The organism is Ruminococcus sp. MCC718, assembly GCF_018783905.1.
Classification (GTDB): domain Bacteria; phylum Bacillota; class Clostridia; order Lachnospirales; family Lachnospiraceae; genus Hominisplanchenecus; species Hominisplanchenecus faecis.
Genome location: NZ_WQNP01000030.1, coordinates 14639 through 30825 on the forward strand (window position 1 = coordinate 14639; position 16187 = coordinate 30825).

Annotated in this window: 25 protein-coding genes and 1 pseudogene; 25 read left to right on the forward strand and 1 reads right to left on the reverse strand. The window is 46.4% G+C overall.

All coding sequences use genetic code 11. From position 1 onward, the window contains the following. Positions 1 to 18: 18 nt before the first annotated feature. Positions 19 to 207 (forward strand): annotated as a pseudogene (locus tag GPK60_RS03575) (hypothetical protein); the annotation flags it as partial. Between the two features lie 621 nt (positions 208 to 828). Here the strand turns inward: GPK60_RS03575 and GPK60_RS03580 are convergent. Further along, positions 829 to 1236: a helix-turn-helix transcriptional regulator gene (locus GPK60_RS03580; protein WP_215658871.1), complete on the reverse strand. Its 408-nt coding sequence runs from the start codon at positions 1234 to 1236 to the stop codon at positions 829 to 831. 241 nt (positions 1237 to 1477) lie between these two features. Here GPK60_RS03580 and GPK60_RS03585 point away from each other — a divergent pair, with 241 nt between their 5' ends. From GPK60_RS03585 to GPK60_RS03700, 24 genes are all read left to right on the forward strand, one after another. Next, the gene (locus GPK60_RS03585; RefSeq protein WP_009320368.1) at positions 1478 to 1768 is read left to right on the forward strand and encodes a hypothetical protein; all 291 of its coding nucleotides are present in this window, start codon (positions 1478 to 1480) and stop codon (positions 1766 to 1768) included. 29 nt (positions 1769 to 1797) lie between these two features. Beyond that, positions 1798 to 1968 (forward strand): hypothetical protein, encoded by a 171-nt coding sequence (locus tag GPK60_RS03590; RefSeq protein WP_009295587.1) that lies wholly within the window; start codon positions 1798 to 1800, stop codon positions 1966 to 1968. A 39-nt stretch (positions 1969 to 2007) separates the two neighbouring features. Next, positions 2008 to 2184 carry a hypothetical protein gene (locus GPK60_RS03595; protein ID WP_009295588.1) on the forward strand — a complete coding sequence of 59 codons (177 nt, stop codon included), beginning with the start codon at positions 2008 to 2010 and terminating at the stop codon, positions 2182 to 2184. Then, a complete protein-coding gene (locus GPK60_RS03600) occupies positions 2184 to 2363 on the forward strand; it encodes a hypothetical protein (protein WP_009295589.1) in 180 nt (59 codons plus the stop codon). The genes GPK60_RS03595 and GPK60_RS03600 overlap by 1 nt, the downstream gene beginning before the upstream one ends. Positions 2364 to 2385: 22 nt before the next feature. Continuing rightward, the gene (locus GPK60_RS03605) at positions 2386 to 2607 is read left to right on the forward strand and encodes a hypothetical protein (protein ID WP_009295590.1); all 222 of its coding nucleotides are present in this window, start codon (positions 2386 to 2388) and stop codon (positions 2605 to 2607) included. Between the two features lie 14 nt (positions 2608 to 2621). Then, complete coding sequence (locus GPK60_RS03610) at positions 2622 to 2825, forward strand: helix-turn-helix transcriptional regulator (protein ID WP_009295591.1); 204 nt, start codon at positions 2622 to 2624, stop codon at positions 2823 to 2825. Between the two features lie 14 nt (positions 2826 to 2839). Then, positions 2840 to 4933 (forward strand): Mu transposase C-terminal domain-containing protein, encoded by a 2094-nt coding sequence (locus GPK60_RS03615; protein WP_215658872.1) that lies wholly within the window; start codon positions 2840 to 2842, stop codon positions 4931 to 4933. 144 nt (positions 4934 to 5077) lie between these two features. Beyond that, positions 5078 to 6052: an AAA family ATPase gene (locus GPK60_RS03620; RefSeq protein ID WP_009295594.1), complete on the forward strand. Its 975-nt coding sequence runs from the start codon at positions 5078 to 5080 to the stop codon at positions 6050 to 6052. 15 nt (positions 6053 to 6067) lie between these two features. Beyond that, positions 6068 to 6295, forward strand: coding sequence for a hypothetical protein (locus tag GPK60_RS03625; protein WP_009295595.1), 228 nt, complete (start codon positions 6068 to 6070; stop codon positions 6293 to 6295). Next, complete coding sequence (locus tag GPK60_RS03630; RefSeq protein WP_009320362.1) at positions 6267 to 6764, forward strand: regulatory protein GemA; 498 nt, start codon at positions 6267 to 6269, stop codon at positions 6762 to 6764. Before GPK60_RS03625 ends, GPK60_RS03630 begins: the two co-directional genes overlap by 29 nt. Beyond that, a complete protein-coding gene (locus tag GPK60_RS03635; protein WP_346727709.1) occupies positions 6748 to 6975 on the forward strand; it encodes a hypothetical protein in 228 nt (75 codons plus the stop codon). Before GPK60_RS03630 ends, GPK60_RS03635 begins: the two co-directional genes overlap by 17 nt. Before the next feature lie 19 nt (positions 6976 to 6994). Further along, entirely contained in the window at positions 6995 to 7378 is a 384-nt protein-coding gene (locus tag GPK60_RS03640) for a hypothetical protein (RefSeq protein WP_009295598.1), read from the forward strand. A gap of 14 nt (positions 7379 to 7392) precedes the next feature. After that, positions 7393 to 7644, forward strand: a complete 252-nt coding sequence (locus GPK60_RS03645) for an AbrB/MazE/SpoVT family DNA-binding domain-containing protein (RefSeq protein ID WP_009295599.1) — start codon at positions 7393 to 7395, stop codon at positions 7642 to 7644. Beyond that, the gene (locus tag GPK60_RS03650) at positions 7644 to 8330 is read left to right on the forward strand and encodes a hypothetical protein (protein ID WP_009295600.1); all 687 of its coding nucleotides are present in this window, start codon (positions 7644 to 7646) and stop codon (positions 8328 to 8330) included. The genes GPK60_RS03645 and GPK60_RS03650 overlap by 1 nt, the downstream gene beginning before the upstream one ends. Before the next feature lie 2 nt (positions 8331 to 8332). After that, a complete protein-coding gene (locus tag GPK60_RS03655) occupies positions 8333 to 8503 on the forward strand; it encodes a hypothetical protein (RefSeq protein WP_009295601.1) in 171 nt (56 codons plus the stop codon). Between the two features lie 2 nt (positions 8504 to 8505). Further along, positions 8506 to 10032 (forward strand): N-acetylmuramoyl-L-alanine amidase, encoded by a 1527-nt coding sequence (locus tag GPK60_RS03660; protein WP_009295602.1) that lies wholly within the window; start codon positions 8506 to 8508, stop codon positions 10030 to 10032. 19 nt (positions 10033 to 10051) lie between these two features. Then, the gene (locus tag GPK60_RS03665; RefSeq protein WP_215658873.1) at positions 10052 to 10381 is read left to right on the forward strand and encodes a Mor transcription activator family protein; all 330 of its coding nucleotides are present in this window, start codon (positions 10052 to 10054) and stop codon (positions 10379 to 10381) included. 127 nt (positions 10382 to 10508) lie between these two features. Further along, positions 10509 to 10826: a hypothetical protein gene (locus GPK60_RS03670; RefSeq protein ID WP_009295604.1), complete on the forward strand. Its 318-nt coding sequence runs from the start codon at positions 10509 to 10511 to the stop codon at positions 10824 to 10826. A 3-nt stretch (positions 10827 to 10829) separates the two neighbouring features. Further along, entirely contained in the window at positions 10830 to 11189 is a 360-nt protein-coding gene (locus GPK60_RS03675) for a hypothetical protein (RefSeq protein ID WP_009295605.1), read from the forward strand. Positions 11190 to 11199: 10 nt separating this feature from the next. Next, on the forward strand, positions 11200 to 11514 hold the full coding sequence (locus GPK60_RS03680; RefSeq protein ID WP_009295606.1) for a hypothetical protein: 315 nt from the start codon (positions 11200 to 11202) through the stop codon (positions 11512 to 11514). Next, a complete protein-coding gene (locus tag GPK60_RS03685; protein WP_009295607.1) occupies positions 11514 to 12077 on the forward strand; it encodes a phage protein Gp27 family protein in 564 nt (187 codons plus the stop codon). The genes GPK60_RS03680 and GPK60_RS03685 overlap by 1 nt, the downstream gene beginning before the upstream one ends. After that, positions 12070 to 13836 carry a phage terminase large subunit gene (terL, locus tag GPK60_RS03690; RefSeq protein WP_118511533.1) on the forward strand — a complete coding sequence of 589 codons (1767 nt, stop codon included), beginning with the start codon at positions 12070 to 12072 and terminating at the stop codon, positions 13834 to 13836. The genes GPK60_RS03685 and terL overlap by 8 nt, the downstream gene beginning before the upstream one ends. A gap of 15 nt (positions 13837 to 13851) precedes the next feature. Beyond that, on the forward strand, positions 13852 to 15441 hold the full coding sequence (locus GPK60_RS03695) for a DUF935 domain-containing protein (protein WP_009295609.1): 1590 nt from the start codon (positions 13852 to 13854) through the stop codon (positions 15439 to 15441). Then, a complete protein-coding gene (locus tag GPK60_RS03700; RefSeq protein ID WP_009295610.1) occupies positions 15441 to 16181 on the forward strand; it encodes a phage minor head protein in 741 nt (246 codons plus the stop codon). Before GPK60_RS03695 ends, GPK60_RS03700 begins: the two co-directional genes overlap by 1 nt. The last annotated feature ends 6 nt before the right edge of the window (positions 16182 to 16187 follow it).

Sequence of the window (16187 nt, forward strand, 5' to 3'; positions counted from 1 at the left end):
CACAGGGGGATTCTTTTTATGTGCACAAATAAAAAACATGCAGAAAATCTCTTGCACGCACGGGGCAAATTTTCCGGTCGCATCGGTTATGTGCTGGCAGTTGCCGGCTCTGCGGTTGGACTTGGAAACATCTGGCGATTTCCATATCTTGCGGCAAAATACGGCGGAGGTATGTTTCTGCTTGTCTATCTGATTTTAATTGTAACTTAACAGAATATCTGACAAAAAGGACATTCTAACGTGAGACCATCCGTGAAGAGGTGGGAAATGACGGGAAACCCCGTGAAATCAAGGTTTGTGGCGAATTTCATAGAGAAAAAATGAAGCATCTTTGACAGCGAATTTGAGAATAAGCTGTTTCGGATGCTTTTTTTGTGCCCTTGGAAGGGAGGGAAGTGGATAGAGTGCTTGGAAGCATTGGTTTTACTTGGTTTTTGAGCACTTGTTCTATCCACAACACCTCAAAGTTAGGTTGTAAGGACATTATACATCAGGCATCCTCTTCTGAAAATAGGTCAAGCGTTATAACGTGGCGTTATTGCGTTACTGATTAAGTGTTGTCAATGTGCGTGTTTGTTTCGTAAAGTCCCATAAAATAAGGGTTTTTTGAAAGTAACGCTTTGAAAAAAAGGCGTTATTCAATGCAATCAGTACACGGAACAGGAGAGCCGGGACTGGATGCAATCAAAGTGACAAATTGGAACCTTGCAAATAAAGTTGTCACTTTGGCTTATTTTCAAGGAAAAATGAACTTTTTCGGGAATTGCTTCCCTAAAAAGCAAAGTGACAATAAAAGGGTTACAAGTAACCCAAAAAAGCATAAAAAAATCAGCCAACCATGTCACCATTTTCTGTACCCATCAATCCGGATGATTTTGCAGTCACATCTCTTTCTTTTTTCACCTTCCGGAGCTTTAGTTGCAATAAGCCCATGAGTTCCTCTTTGTCATCTTCAGGAAGCTCCCGGAAACCATTCAACAGATCCTCTTCCAATTTGCAGATATTGGACTTCTGCATATTGGAAGATATTCCGGTTGCCAACCAATTCATATCACACTCTAACACTTGTGAAAGCTTATAAAATGCAATAACGGAAGGCGTAGTTTTTCCGTTTTCGATTTTGCTCAATGCTCCTGAAGTGATGTCACATCTCTCATATATGTCTGTTTGAGAGAGTTTCAATTCTTTTCTTCTTGTTTTAATACGTTCACCAATTCCCATCATATCTAATTCCATGATGACCTCTCTTTCTGCAAATTGGAATATATATTCTTCCTGAAAGCAGAAAAAGTGTTGACATTCTGCAAATAGGAAGATATAATAAACCTTGCAAGGGTTACTTGTAACCCACTAATCCAAGATAAATCATATCAAAAAACTTAGTAAATCTCAATAGTCGGAGTTCTCCGGCACAAAGAAAGTCACCCGGTTCAGGGTATCAGAAAATGGAACTATGAAGGAATGAAGGAGGTGCAGGATGCAGAAGCAGGAATTTGAGGAAAGAATTGAAAGAACTGTCACGGATGAGCAGTACAAAGTGATTGAAGAAGTCTACATGTGGCATCCATCTATCCGGAACACATCCGGCAAAGATGAAGTTGCTGAACTGTATAAGAGCTTTGGTATGACAATCTTCCATGACATGCTTCCAAGAGCAAAGAAAGCCCATGAGCTTGATGAGCTCCTCCGGAACGCACAGAGAGAAGTGCAACGGATACAGGAAGAGATAGAAGAGCTGTCCTGTCCTACTTTAAGAGTTGAAGAATGAGACAGTGGCATCAGGGAAAGGAAGGTTTTATGAAGGTAACAAGGATACAAGACAAGTATAACCCGGACAAGGTTTGGATGATAAAGCGGTACCTGTGCGGTACATTCTATGTCAATCAGGAGATTAAGGGGCAGAAGTTCTATGACCGTGATAGAAGGATGACAAAGCGGATGCTTGTCAGTATCGGAGTTTTAGCTTGAAGCCCTGATGTTCAAATATATAGAGAGGAGATGAGGCATTTGCTGAACCTGTCAAGTGATGAAATGGAAGCATTGGTTGAGCACAGAGAGAAGTTGGATGCAGAGCTTGAGCAGCTCCGGGAGAACCGGATGGAGCTTGAGGCAGAGATTGAGGGAAAGGAAAACGCTCTCAATATAATTGACAAAATTATAGAGGGGACGGAGGTGAGCTACTGATGAAGAACGGAAAGGCTCCCACAAGGGAACAGAAGAAGATAATGAAGGCTCATGGATTGGTGCCGGAGAATTGGCTTGTGGTCAAGAACCTTCCGGACTCATTGGAAGTAGTGAGCCGGGTATCTCTGAAGAAGGTTGGAGGAAAACCAAAGACAAGGACTATATCAAAGAGCCTGTAATTGGTTGGAAAGGTAGGCTGTAATGGAGAAATACAAGGATAGTGATGTGGAGTTGATGTCAATACTCCTGAAGCTTCAGGAACAGACAAGCCCCATCAGGATGTCCATAGGATACACAGTAGGCGGCACAGTCCGTCAGGGTATCATCCTGTATGAGGCGGCTCCAAAAGTCATTGAGACCCTTATAGAAAAAGGATACACCTGTGACCTGAATGGTTGCGGTATGAGGGTATACAAGCTGTGATGTGAGGTGAGCAGATGGCAACAAAGCAGACGAGACTGACACCCTTTGGGCGGAAGGTCAGGAAAAGGCTCATAGACAAGAATATGACACAGGTGGAGCTTGCTGCTTTGCTTGGATGCAATAAGCAGTACATCCATAAGATTTTAGTCGGTGAGCGTAGTGGAAAGAAATACATTGAGGCAATATCAAGGATACTGGATATTGAGGTAGCAGCATGAAGGAGGTGAGCTGATTGGCTGAAGTATATGTCACATTGGGAGAAGCTGCTGAACTGGAAAGAGTTAAGTACAACACAATGGTCAAGAGGGTATTAAGGAAGCAAGAGTCCTTTGTGACCAAGACCGAGAAGTCAGAGAATGGCGGAAAAGATGTGGTACTTGTGGCGGTCTCCTCACTTTCAAAGCAGGCAAGGAACGCATGGAAGGAACGGGAGAAGCTGAAATCTTTCACGGAAGAATTTCCGGACAAGAAAGAGGATGAGCAGAAGCCGGAAGTTCCATGGTATGTGAATACAGATGTTGATTGGTACATTGAAAACTACAAGGAGAGATACTACAAGGCTGTGGAGCTTGGGAACGTGGTCAGAAAGTTCCTTCAGTATGACGAAGGAGACCGGACAAAGTACGCTGAAGAGTTTGCACAGAAGTATCTTGGAAAAGGTCAGAGAACACTCTACCGATACACCAAGGCATACCTTGAAGCATCCGCATGGGCGGACAAGCTTGAGAAGGAAGACGGAGCAGGGCGTGAGTTCTTCAAGGTTCTCTGCCTGTGCCGGAAGCCAAAAGAAACCGGATGCTTTCCAAGTATCAAGCTAGAGGTCAAACAGGTTATCAAGAATATATGGTTCAATGAGGACTTTGCCCGAAACCAAGGAACCCGTGAGATGCTGTATGAGAAGCTGACAGCCATTGCCAATATCAACAAGTGGGAGAAGATACCATCCTATCAGACGGTGACAAGGTACATCAGTTACCTCATGGAGGATGAGGGGATGAGGAACGCTTGGTTCCTTGCATCCCGTGGTACCCGTGAGTACAAGAATAAGGTCATGGTGAAAGGAAGCAGAGACACCAAGGGGCTTCAGGTGATGCAGATTGTCATGGGTGATGAGCATACCTTTGACTGTTGGGTGAGCTACAAGCAGCCTAATGGCAAGGTTATAGCCATCAAGCCACACTTGGCTGCATGGGTAGACATGAGGAGCAGGGTCATCATGGGAGATGTGATGTGCAAGGATGCCAACTCTGACATCCTGAAGCAGAGCCTACTCAAAATGATATATTCAGAGCCGGGCGGAGTTCCGGAGTATCTCTACATAGACAATGGTAAGGACTACACAGCCAAGACCATGACAGGAAGAGACAGGAATGACCGGAGCGGCATGAACTTTGACAATGAGACAATGGGCTTCTACAAGAGTATAGGCATCAAGGATGACCACAGGGCTCTTCCTTATGAGCCATGGAGCAAAGGTCAGATTGAGAGGTTCTTCCGTACCGTGTGCAATAAGTTCACACGTTGGATGAAGTCATACACCGGAACACTGACAGGCTCAAAGACCTCTGACAAGGTGGATAAGGACATCAAGCGGATGCTTGAGAGAGGAGACCTCCTGACACTGGAAGAGTTCTATGAGAAGTGGCATGAATGGCTCACAACGGTCTACATGCACACGGAACACTCCGGACTGAAGAAGATGGGAGAGACTTATAAGAAGCCTTATGACTGCTTTATGAATGAGGACAGATACTTCAAGGCGGCACCGCCTAAGAGCTATGCAACCATGCTGATGATGAAGTCAGAGAACGTGCTTGTCCGTAACATTGGCATTACCAAGTGGGGATATGAGTACCGCTCTGATGAGCTTTGTGACTATATCGGGCGGAAGGTTGACATCAAGTATGACCCGGATGATATGGCTGTCCTGTATGTCTTTGACCAAAAGGGCAAGCGTATCTGTGAAGCATATTGTCAGGAGCTTCTTCAGATAGCTCCGAAGGTTACACAGAAAGCTCTTGAGGAGCACCTGAAGATGCAGAAGAGACAGCAGAAGCGTGACCGGGAAAGACTTGAAGAGGCAAGGAGACCGTTTGAGGAACTCAATGAGCAGTATGTTGGCTTCAATGAGACTACAGGTGGTATTGAGCTGATGATAGGTGGAAAGAAGCAGGAGAAGGCTGCAAAGGTCATCACGATACCTACAGACAGAACCTATCAGCAGGGCTTCAGAGCCGAGAAGAGAGAAGAGCCTGAAGCGGACAGCGAATACATGAGCAGGCAGGCAGAAAACGCCCTCAAGAAGCTTAGAGCTATAGGAGGATGATATGGTCAGGATGATATTGATTGGAGCTGCCCTTGTGGTTATGGCAGTTATAGCATTGGTTGAATTGGCGTGGTTGGCATTTTCGATTGCGGCGGCGTACTTGGAAAATATGAAATAAGGTTGAAGGAAAGGAAGGTTGTAAATATGGAAGCATTGAATACCTACAAAACAGAGAAGACATTGGCAGAGCAGATGAATGAGAGACTGGCGGAGATGAAGATGACGAAGGCAGAGGCAGCTCTCAAGATGAACTACTCAAGAGCAGCACTTAGTCAGTACCTCAATGGGAAGTATGCAAGTGACCCTACAGAGCTTGAGAAGAAGGTCAGAGAGTTTCTTGCCGCTACCGGAGGCGTTGCTGAAGGTCAGGAACCGGAGAACAGCGTACCTACAGGAGCAGGCACACTCAAGAAGAAGGTGGAGTTCTTTGAGAGCAGAGACTTTGTGCAGACCATTGGTGTGTGTCAGGCATGTCAGGAGTACATGGGGCTTGGGATAATCGTTGGAAAGTCCGGTCAGGGAAAGACACACGCCCTGAAGAAATATGCAGAGCTTCCAAGGGTGGCATACATTGAGTGTGATGACACAATGGCTTGCCGGGACTTGGTGGAAGCCATTGAGAACGGTATAGGACTCCCAAAGGGTTACGGTGGAACGATATGGAGCAGAGTCAACCGCATCCGTGAGTTTTTCAATACCAATGAAGGGTTCCTACTCATCATTGATGAGGCAGACAAGCTCATCAACAAGTACACACAGAAGAAGATGGAGATACTCCGTGGTATCTTTGACCAGTCGAATGTAGGCATTGTCATAGCAGGAGAGCCGAGACTTGAGACAGAGCTGAAGGGCAATCTTGCCCGGTTTGCTAACAGGATGGACTTCTACTACAAGCTGAAGGGACTGTCAAAGAATGAAGTAGTTGACTACCTTGAAGGATATGAGGTGGATGAGGCTGCCATGGGTGAGATGATAAGCCGGGCAACCAACACACAAAGCGGATGCTTCCGTCTGTTGGACAGAACGCTCAACAACGTGCTCCGTATCCTGAAGCAGAAGGGTGAGACCCGTATAACCATGAAGATTGTGAGTGAAGCATCCAACATGATGATGTTGTAGGAAGGAGAGAGTTCTATGAAGGAGATTAAGATTGCACTTAGTGGAGAGAAGGAAGAGCAGATTGCTCAACATATTATGAAGAGCGTATATGAAGCAATCAATGAGCATGGATACTGTGACATCAATCTGTGTGCAGATACTATCCCGGAGCCTAGAAAGGATATACAGATACCTACATTCCTGACGCAGTATGCAAGAGGCGGAGTCATTGAGAATGGGAACGATAAGAGAAAGAGAGGATAGTATGGCAGGAAATACATCACAGCCAAGTATCAAGAGGGTGTGGGGGATTGCCAAGAGTCCGGAGCTGAAGCTCACGGATGAGGAGCTGCATCTTCTTGTTCAGGCACATACAGGAAAGGACAGTATCAAGGCTCTCAACAAAAGGGAGCTTCAGACTGTCATCCGTGTACTTGGTAACATGAAGGACTCTGCTAAGAAGTCAGAGCGTGGAAGGAACCGATACAGCGGAAGTGAAGTCACAGAGAACCAACGGAAGAAGATATACAAGCTCACACAAGAGCTTGGATGGGACAAGCCTGCAAGGGTCAATGGAATGTGTCAGAAGATGTTTGGTGTCAGTGCGGTTGAGTGGCTGAACTATCAGCAATGCTCAAAGCTCATTGAAGCTCTGAAGAGTATGTTGAAGAGGCAGAAGGAGAAGGAGGAGCAGGATGAGGGATTGCAAGCTAATAGTGACAGTCAGGGATGACAAGGTCAACTTTGAGGGACAGGACATCAGTGTTGAGGAGTTGGCACAGATAGCAGGCTTCCTTCAGGTGTTCGTTGGCATGGAAGGTCTGAAGCGTGGACTGGATATGGATGATGTGAAGAACAACATGCTTGACATCCATCTTGCTGCAATGGAAACGCTAGAGGAACAGCTCCGGGCAGGAAAACTTGACCCGGATGACAGCTCATAAGAGGAAGGAGTGGTATATAGTGGCGAAGAATAAACGGTTGACCAATAAGGAGAAGCAGGCAAGGGCAGAGCTCAAGAAGAGGATGCAGGACAAAGGGGTGCTTCCTCCGGATAAGCCGAAGCTGAACCGGAAGAAGTTCATTGATGAAGCAAGGGAAGAGTGGAATGGCAGAAGTAGTGACTGCTTTATATGGGAGCATTACCTCATGGATGCCATCTCCTACATGCTTTGTCAGAGAGAAGGGATGAGCTCAAGAGCCTCACTTGAGGCTGTAGGAGCTGCCAAAGTTCTGAAGCTTGCCATCAGGCTCCGTGAGTTCTCTGAAGAGGTCAGGGAAAAGGGTGAGCATGAGTACAAGTTGGTTGACCAGTACAACTATATCAAGGACATCTTGGATGCCTAGAAAGGAGCAGACAAATGAGTACAGCTTACAAGAAGATGACAAGCCACGGGTCAATCAGTATCCCGGTGGCAATGAGGAGAGAACTTGGCATTGAGCCAAAAGACCCTATGATTGTGGAAGAGCATCAGGGTGAAATCAGAATAAAACCGTACACGCTCCGTTGTAATTTTTGCGGAACGACAGAGGATGTGCATGAGTTTCATGGGAAGGGTATCTGTGAAGCCTGTGCAACAAAAGCATTTGAGAAGTTAGGAGGAGGACAGTAATGGAACAGCAGACAGTGAAGAGCATGACCAATGAACAGCTCATTGGAGCATGTGTGTGGCTTGACCGTGAACAGAAGAAGAGCCGGGCTATGATGAACAGCTACAAGGCGGAGCTTCAGGCTAGAGGATTGGCTATCATGGAAGACCACAATGTGAAGTATGTGAAGTTTTACGGTGATGAGGGTAGTGCTGCCATCACAGACAGCATGAGCCTTGACATCCTGAACCCGGACAAGCTGAAGGAGCTTGTGGGTGAGGGAGTATACAAGATGAAGGTCAAAGAGGAGACCAAGACAACCTACAAATTTGACAGCAAATTTGAGAAGGCTATGAAGGCAATCTTCACAGGTGACTACACCTTTGAGACCACACTTGAGGAGTTCCTTGATGAAATGAGCATCAAGCCGGATGACAAGCAGAAGAAGCTCCTCCTGAAGAAACTGAAGGGAGAGTTTGAGAAGGACAAGGAGACTCTCATCTCTGTATTGGTTCCTGAAGGGGAAACAGTTCCGGACTTTGACGTGGAGCTGTGGTACATCTACCGTATCAAGAACGGGGAACTCATCAAAGCTTTTCTTCCGGAAGAGATGATTGATGCCATCATTGAGGGCATCCGGAAGAGCATCTTTGTGGAGACCAAGACATCCATCACATTAGACTATGATGACACGGAAAAGGAGGACTAATCATGGCAGAACAGAGCAAGGACATCCTTAGTGAATACACCAAGGACATAACTCCGGAGCAGAGAGCAGAGCTTCAGGAGAAAGTGAGCAACATGACGGAAGAGGAACTCAAAGAGTTCCGCAATAGTTTAGACCCTGACAGCATGGGATTTTTTGGAGAGGAGAGTGTGTAGAAATGGCAGCACCAAAGATTGAGAAGCTCCTGACCCCGTACAATTTCACAAATAAGGATAACGCAGGGCGTATCAAGTACATTGTTATCCATTATGTAGGGGCTCTTGGAGGAGCAGAGGCAAATTGTAAGTATTATGCAAGTAAGTATCTTGGAGCATCAGCACACTACTTTGTAGGCTTTAATGGAGAGGTATGGCAGAGTGTTGAGGATGAGGACATTGCATGGCACTGTGGAGCAAGCAGCTATAAACATGCAGAGTGCAGGAATAGCAACTCTATAGGCATTGAGATGTGTGTCCGCAACAAAGGAAGTCAGTCAGCGGAAAGCAAGGATTGGTACTTTGAAGAGGCAACTGTCAATGCTGCCATTGAACTGACTAAGTATCTGATGCAGAAGTATGGAGTTCCTGCTTCCAATGTTATCCGTCACCATGATGTGACCGGAAAGATATGTCCTAATCCGTATGTGTATAATTCGACAAAGCACACATGGGATGCCTTCAAGAAAGCTATTTCAGGAGGGACAGAGCAGAAGGACAGCATGACCAAGATAACCGGAAAATCTGAAGCTACAGCGGAGCAGATGACAGCATACATCAAGGCAAAGAATGGCAGCGTTGCACAGAGCGTACTTGACATGATACCTCTGTATCTGTCTGAAGGTGAAGCGGAGAATATCCGTGGTGACATTGCATTTGCACAGAGCTGTCTTGAGACAGGCAACTTCACCTTCTCCGGAAGTGCTGTGGAGCTCTCACAGAATAATTTCTGTGGTATGGGAGTGACACAGAACGGAGAGACAGGAAACAGTTTCAAAACGCCACAGCTTGGCATCCGGGCACAGATACAACACCTCAAGGCATACGCCAATACAACGAAGCTGAAGCAGGAATGTGTTGACCAACGCTTTGACCTTGTATCCCGTGGATGTGCTCCTTATGTGGAGTATCTTGGAATACAGGAGAACCCGAAGAGCAAAGGATGGGCGGCAGGAGCTGGATATGGTGAAAAGATACTGAAGATACTGGATGCAATTAAGGAAACCGGAAGCAGTCAGGCAGGAGATGGAAGTCCGAAGCCGGATGAGACCAAGAAGGATGATGACTTCAAGGAGTATCTCATCACAACCACATGTGATGTGCTGAACATCCGCTCCGGTGCAGGAACGGATAACAAGGTGGTAGGAGCTATCCGTGAAGTGGCAGGAAAGAAGAACAAGTACACCATTGTGGAGGAAAAGAACGGATGGGGCAGATTGAAGTCCGGAGCCGGATGGATAAGCCTCTCATACACCAAGAAGGTAGCTGCATCCACAGGCACAACATTCACACCGTATCTCATCACAACCACATGTGATGTACTGAACATCCGATCCGGTGCAGGAACAGGATACAGTGTAGTAGGAGCCATCCGTGAAGTGACAGGAAAGAAGAACAAGTACACTATTGTGGAGGAAAAGAATGGATGGGGCAGATTGAAGTCCGGAGCCGGATGGATAAGCCTCTCATACACCAAGAAAGCATCATAATAGTAGGAAGGAGGCTATAATGGTAGCAGATGAACTAACAAGAGACCTCATTGAAGAGACCACATTAGAGGATATTTCAGAGAGCTACCGCCCTGTGGTGGACATCATAGGGATTGAGAAGTTCATTGAGCTTAGTGAGTATGCCAAAGGAGATGAGCTCTATTTTCCAAAGACAGAGAACATCATAGCTCCGGCAAGAAACAGGCGTATCAAGAAAGAGTGGAACGGATACAACTCAAAGGAGCTTGCAGAGAAGTATAATCTGACAACCAAGCAGATAGGAAACATACTGAAGGATGAGCCAATGATAGGACAGATGAGCATTTTTGACATGAATAATGATGATTGATTTTCCGAAAATGTTTCACCTAAAGAGTCTTTCATAATGAGTATAAGATAAGAGCATGTACTTAGTACATGCTCTTATTGTTTTGTGCATTATTCTCAAAAAAAATGACAGAAAAGGAGTGGTTTGTATGACGAATTTTACAGTGGATGTATCACAGATTGTCCTCTTTATCGGTGTGATGGCGTTTATCGTCTCCATCATTACGGAGGCACTCAAAAAGTGGACATGGTTTGACAAGAAGGTGCCTACAGCCCTGACGGTCATCATCCTGTCCCTCATCCTCTGCCCGGTCTGCCTGTTGGGACTTGCGGCATATTATGGGGTAGCCATTGAGTGGTTCATGGTATTTGCATCATTCATTGCTGCCTTCATTGTGGCGTTGGTGTCAATGGATGGATGGGAAAGGGTCACAGAGCTTGCAGAAAAGCTCATCAGAAAGAAGTAGCCTATGGATTATGTTATCACGTTCTCTGATGTGATGGCAGGGGTTATCACTCTTGGGCTTGGAGTGATAACCTTCTTCATCAAGGGGTGGTTCAACAACCTCAAGAGCAGCACAGAGGAGATAAAAAAGCAGATTAAAGAGAATGATGACAAAGTAAATAAGAGAATTGACAAGTTGGAAGAGGAGACAGACCGGGATATAGCGAACATCAAACAGGAACTCAATGATATAAAGGGTGATTTTGCTACCACGTTTGTACTCCGTGAAGACTTCTTCCGCTCCATGAACGGAGTGGAGGACAGAATGAGGAGCATTGACAGCAAGATTGACAAGCTCCTAATGCAGAGTAACAGAAAAGAGTGAGGTGAACAACGTGAATGACTTAGAAAAAGCAGAAATCAAGCAGAACAAGGCAATCAGGGGATACATCATCCGGTGCTTGGTGAAGGGATACAACAACACAGCCCTCACAAGGCAGTTATCCAATGCCATGATAGCAGCCGGGCTCATCATATCCCCGGACATCAGCAAGTATCTTGATTATCTTCAGGGAGCCGGATACATCGAATTTACCGAGGAAAAGGTCACAGCCTACAATGCCTATGCCAATGATGCAGTCATCAAGCTCACCAAGGAAGGCGTAGACCTTGCGGAAGGTACGATTGAAGACAATGGGGTTGATATTTGATGGGTGATAAGAGAACCAAGCAGAGAATAACCTCAAAGATTGATGAGCTCCCTGAAGACTTGCGGATGAAAGTGGATGTGATGCTTGCTGACACATCCAATACCTATGAATATATTAGCCAATTCCTGAAGGGAGAGGGCTATGACATATCAAAGTCCAGTGTAGGCAGATATGCCACCCGGACAAATAACGCCATGCAGAGGCTTCTTGAAGCACAGGCACAGACTGACAGGCTGATACAGGTGGTGAAGGAGAACCCGGAAGCGGACTACACGGAAGCTGCCATACTCTTGACCATGAACGGGCTCCTGAACAAGGTGGCAACCGCAGAGGAAGAGTTCAATGAGATGCCACTTGATAAGGCAGGAAGGCTCATTGCTTCACTGTCCCGGACAAAGGTATATAAGGACAGGGTGAAGCAGGACATGAGAAGGAAGGCTGACATTGCTTTCCGTGAAATGGAGTCCGAGATGCTGAAGGTCATCAAGCAGGATGAGAAGTCAGCAGCACAGCTCAAGGAGATACTGGCAAAAGCAAAGGAGCGGATGATGGAAGATGATTGATATTGACAACTGGATGAGGGAGCTTGAGGAAGAGGAAGATATAGAAATCAAGAACAATGAGGAGTATCAGACCAAGCTCTTTGAGGAATATGTACTCCGTGGGTCAGACCATCAGGAGGAAAGAAGAAAACTGAATGAGAGGTATCTGTCCGGGGAGGAGCTCATGGGAGAGCATGGACTTAGAAAAGAACTTGCTGCCTTTGACATGTCATATTTTGGAAGGGCGTATCTTCCACACTACTTCATCCGGAAGTCACCACACTTCCATGAGGAGCTTGATGAGATATGGAGCCGGGGAGTAATGAAAGGAAGGAACCCTCTGAAGGAAGCAAAGGTCATATCAAGACTGAAGGGCTCCCGTCAGGTGGTGGCAGCTCCCCGTGGTCATGCAAAATCAACCAACTTCACATTCAAAGACAGTCTCCATGCCATCCTGTACGCATACAAGCACTACATTCTCATCCTGTCAGACTCTTCAGAACAGGCGGAAGGCTTTCTTGATGACATCAAGACAGAGCTTGAGGACAATGCAAACATTATCATGGACTTTGGCTCCCTGAAGGGAGACAAGGCATGGAGAACCGGAGTGATACTGACCAAGACAGACATCAAGGCGGAGGCAATAGGCTCCGGAAAGAAGGTCAGAGGTAGAAGACACCGGAACTGGAGACCTGACCTCATTGTACTGGATGATATTGAGAATGATGAGAATGTCAACACACCGGAGCAGAGGCGTAAGCTGAAGAATTGGTTTGACAAAGCAGTATCAAAAGCAGGGGATACCTACACAGACATCATGTATATAGGTACCATACTCCACTATGACTCCCTGCTCAACAATGTGCTTCAGAACCCAAGATATAAGACAAAGAAGTACAGGGCAGTCATATCAGAGGCGGTCAATACAAAGCTGTGGGATGAGTGGGAAAGCATATATACCAACCTCTTCAATGAGAACCATGAGGAGGATGCAAGGACTTTCTATGAAGCCCATAAGGAAAAGATGCTCCTTGGAGCTGAAGTCCTTTGGGAAGAGAAGCTGTCCTACTATGACCTGATGGAGATTAAGGTATCCGAAGGTACAGCATCCTTCAATTCAGAGCTTCAGAATGACCCGATTGACCCGGAGAGTGCAACATTCAATCCTGAATGGTTCGATTATTACGAACCGGAGCTCATGGACTTCTCAAGTCCGGAGTTCGTCTTTGTGGGTGCAAATGACCCGTCACTTGGAAAGAATAAGAAGTCAGATACAAGCTCCATCATCAACCTTGCCCTGTCTACCAAGACCGGGTACATGTATGTGGTGGATGCCTCCGTAGAGAAAAGGAAGCCGGATGTCATCATTGAGGATGTGTTTGAGATGAACCGGAGACTGAAGAGGGACTGCAAGAAGGGCTTCTACAAGTTTGGTGTGGAAGTTGTCCAGTTCCAATACTTTTTCAAGGAGGTCATGGCTGCAAAGTCAGCCGAGGAAGGAGAGTATATCCCGATAGAGGAGATACAGTCAACGGTCAACAAGGTACTCCGTATTGAGTCATTGCAGCCTGTCATCAAGAACAAGTACCTGAAATTCAACCGGGAGCACAAGACACTCCTGAAACAGCTTCAGGAGTTCCCTATGGGAAAGAATGATGATGCTCCTGATGGTCTTCAGATGGCGGTGCAGCTTGCACAGACAGTCAAGGCGGTAGCATCAAAAGCAAATTACAAGACAGTCCTCCGGAGACGTTTCCGGATGGGTAAAGGTGCCTACTAGGAGGTGTGATACAGCATGGCAAAAAGAAAGAAAAGGAACCGGGGCGGAGGAGTACCCTTCAATCCGGATGTAGATACAGGAACAAAAAGACCTGTGACCGCAAGAGTGGCGGTTGGGGATGTCAATGACAAGTTCTCTGATTATCCATCCAACGGACTGACACCACGCAGGCTTGCCCGTATCTTTCGGGAAGCTGATGAAGGGAATGTCAGGGCACAGATGGAGCTCTTTGAGGAGATGGAGGAAAAGGATACACACCTCTTCTCACAGATGCAGACAAGAAAGCTTGCTGTGACGGGTCTTGATTGGGAAGTGCAGCCATTCTCTGAAGATGAGATTGACAAGGAGATAGCGGACTTCATAGATGAGCAGCTCAAGGGAATTGAGAACTTTGATGAAGTGCTCATTGATATGTTGGATGCCATTGGAAAGGGTATCAGCATCATGGAGCTTGCATGGACAGTAGAGGATGGAAGGAATGTCATTGAGGATATTGAGTATGTGCATCCTAAAAAGCTTGTGTGGGATAGTACCACGGATGAGCTGAAGGTATGCACAAGAGAGTATCCTTCCGGTGTGGAGCTTCCGGAGAATAAGTTCGTAGTACATAAGTACAAGGCAAAGTCAGGACACGCAAGCCGGGCAGGAATTATGAGGGTTGTCTCATGGATGTACCTGTTCAAGAACTATGACATCAAGGATTGGGTGAGCTTCTGTGAAGTGTTCGGTATGCCGCTCCGTCTTGGTAAGTATGATGCTTCTGCATCAGAGAGTGACAAGAAGCAGCTCATGGAAGCCATCATTAGTCTTGGAACGGATGCAGCCGGGATTGTGCCGAGCTCCACAATGATAGAGTTCATTGAGTCACAGAAGACCACAAGCGTAGAGATATATGAGAAGCTTGCCCGGTACTGTGATGAGCAGATAAGCAAGGCAATCCTTGGACAGACACTCACATCAGACAGCGGTGGAGGCTCTTATGCACAGTCAAAGACCCATAACGAGGTCAGACATGACCTGACTGTAGCTGATGCAAAGTCATTAGCTGTGACAATCCGCCGGGACATTATCAGACCGCTTGTAGAGTTCAACTATGGAAGTGAAGCAAACATACCATTCTTTGGCTTTGACTGCCATGAGGTGGAAGACCAGAAGGAAGTAGTTGAAATATACAAGACACTTGCCTGTGATATGGGGCTTGAGATACCAAAGAGCCACATATACAAGAAATTCAACATACCGAAGCCGGAAAACGGTGAGGAAGTCCTGAAGCCGCCGCAGGCAGGAATGATGACAGCACAGCAGCAACCAATGGAAACAACGGAGGAGCTGAAGCTGAAGCAGGAAGAGGGACAGGCAGAACAGAGACAGGTGGACACAATCGTCTCCATTGCTAATAAGCAATCAGAGGACATCTTCCGGGAGATGATGAAGCCTATTTTCAAAATGATTGACAAAGCGGAGGACATGGATGAGCTGCAAAAGGTTCTGAAGGATGAAAAGAAGCTCCGTGAGTTGTATCAGGATATGGAGAGCCCGGAGCTTGAAGACCTGATACAGCAGGGCATCTATCTGTCACACCTGATAGGGAGGTCAATGGACTAATGGATGTATTGTATGGACTGACAAAGGACTTTGTCTTCAAGGAGGCGGTGGCGTTCCTGAAGGGGAAGAGAACACTGACAAGTGAAGAGTACAAGATGCTGTCTGATGAGAGCCGGGCAAAGGCTTTCACGGTGTCAGGATATACAAGTCTTGAAGTCCTTCAGGAGTTTCTTGACTGCCTGACAAAAGCAGCAGAAGAAGGAACCACCAAGGAGCAGTTCCTGGAAGATATGAACAGGTTCCTTGAGGAGCATGGATATGAGGGCATCAATCCTTGGAAGTGTGACAACATCTTCAGGACTAACATGCAGACCGCCCTCAATGCAGGACACTATAAGAGCATGACAGATGAGACCACAATGAAGCTAAGACCATATTGGAGATACCGGACAGCCGGAGACGGACATGTGAGAGAGTCACATGCAGTCATGGAAGGAAGAGTGTACCGGGCAGATGACCCTATATGGGATGTATGGTACCCACCCAACGGGTTCCGGTGCCGCTGCATGGTGGTGAGCTTGTCAAAAAAACAGGTTGAAAGGATGGGATTGCATGTTGAAACAGAGGCACCGTATGATGTGGACTACTCCACCGGAGAGATACTCACAAAGTTTCCTGACAAGGGCTTCTCCAATAACCCGGCAAAGACCGTATGGAAGCCGGACATGACCAATATATCTCCGGAGCTTAGGAAGATGTTTAGGGAGAGAAAACAGCCGGAAGATGGTGAAACAAAATGAGAGCCT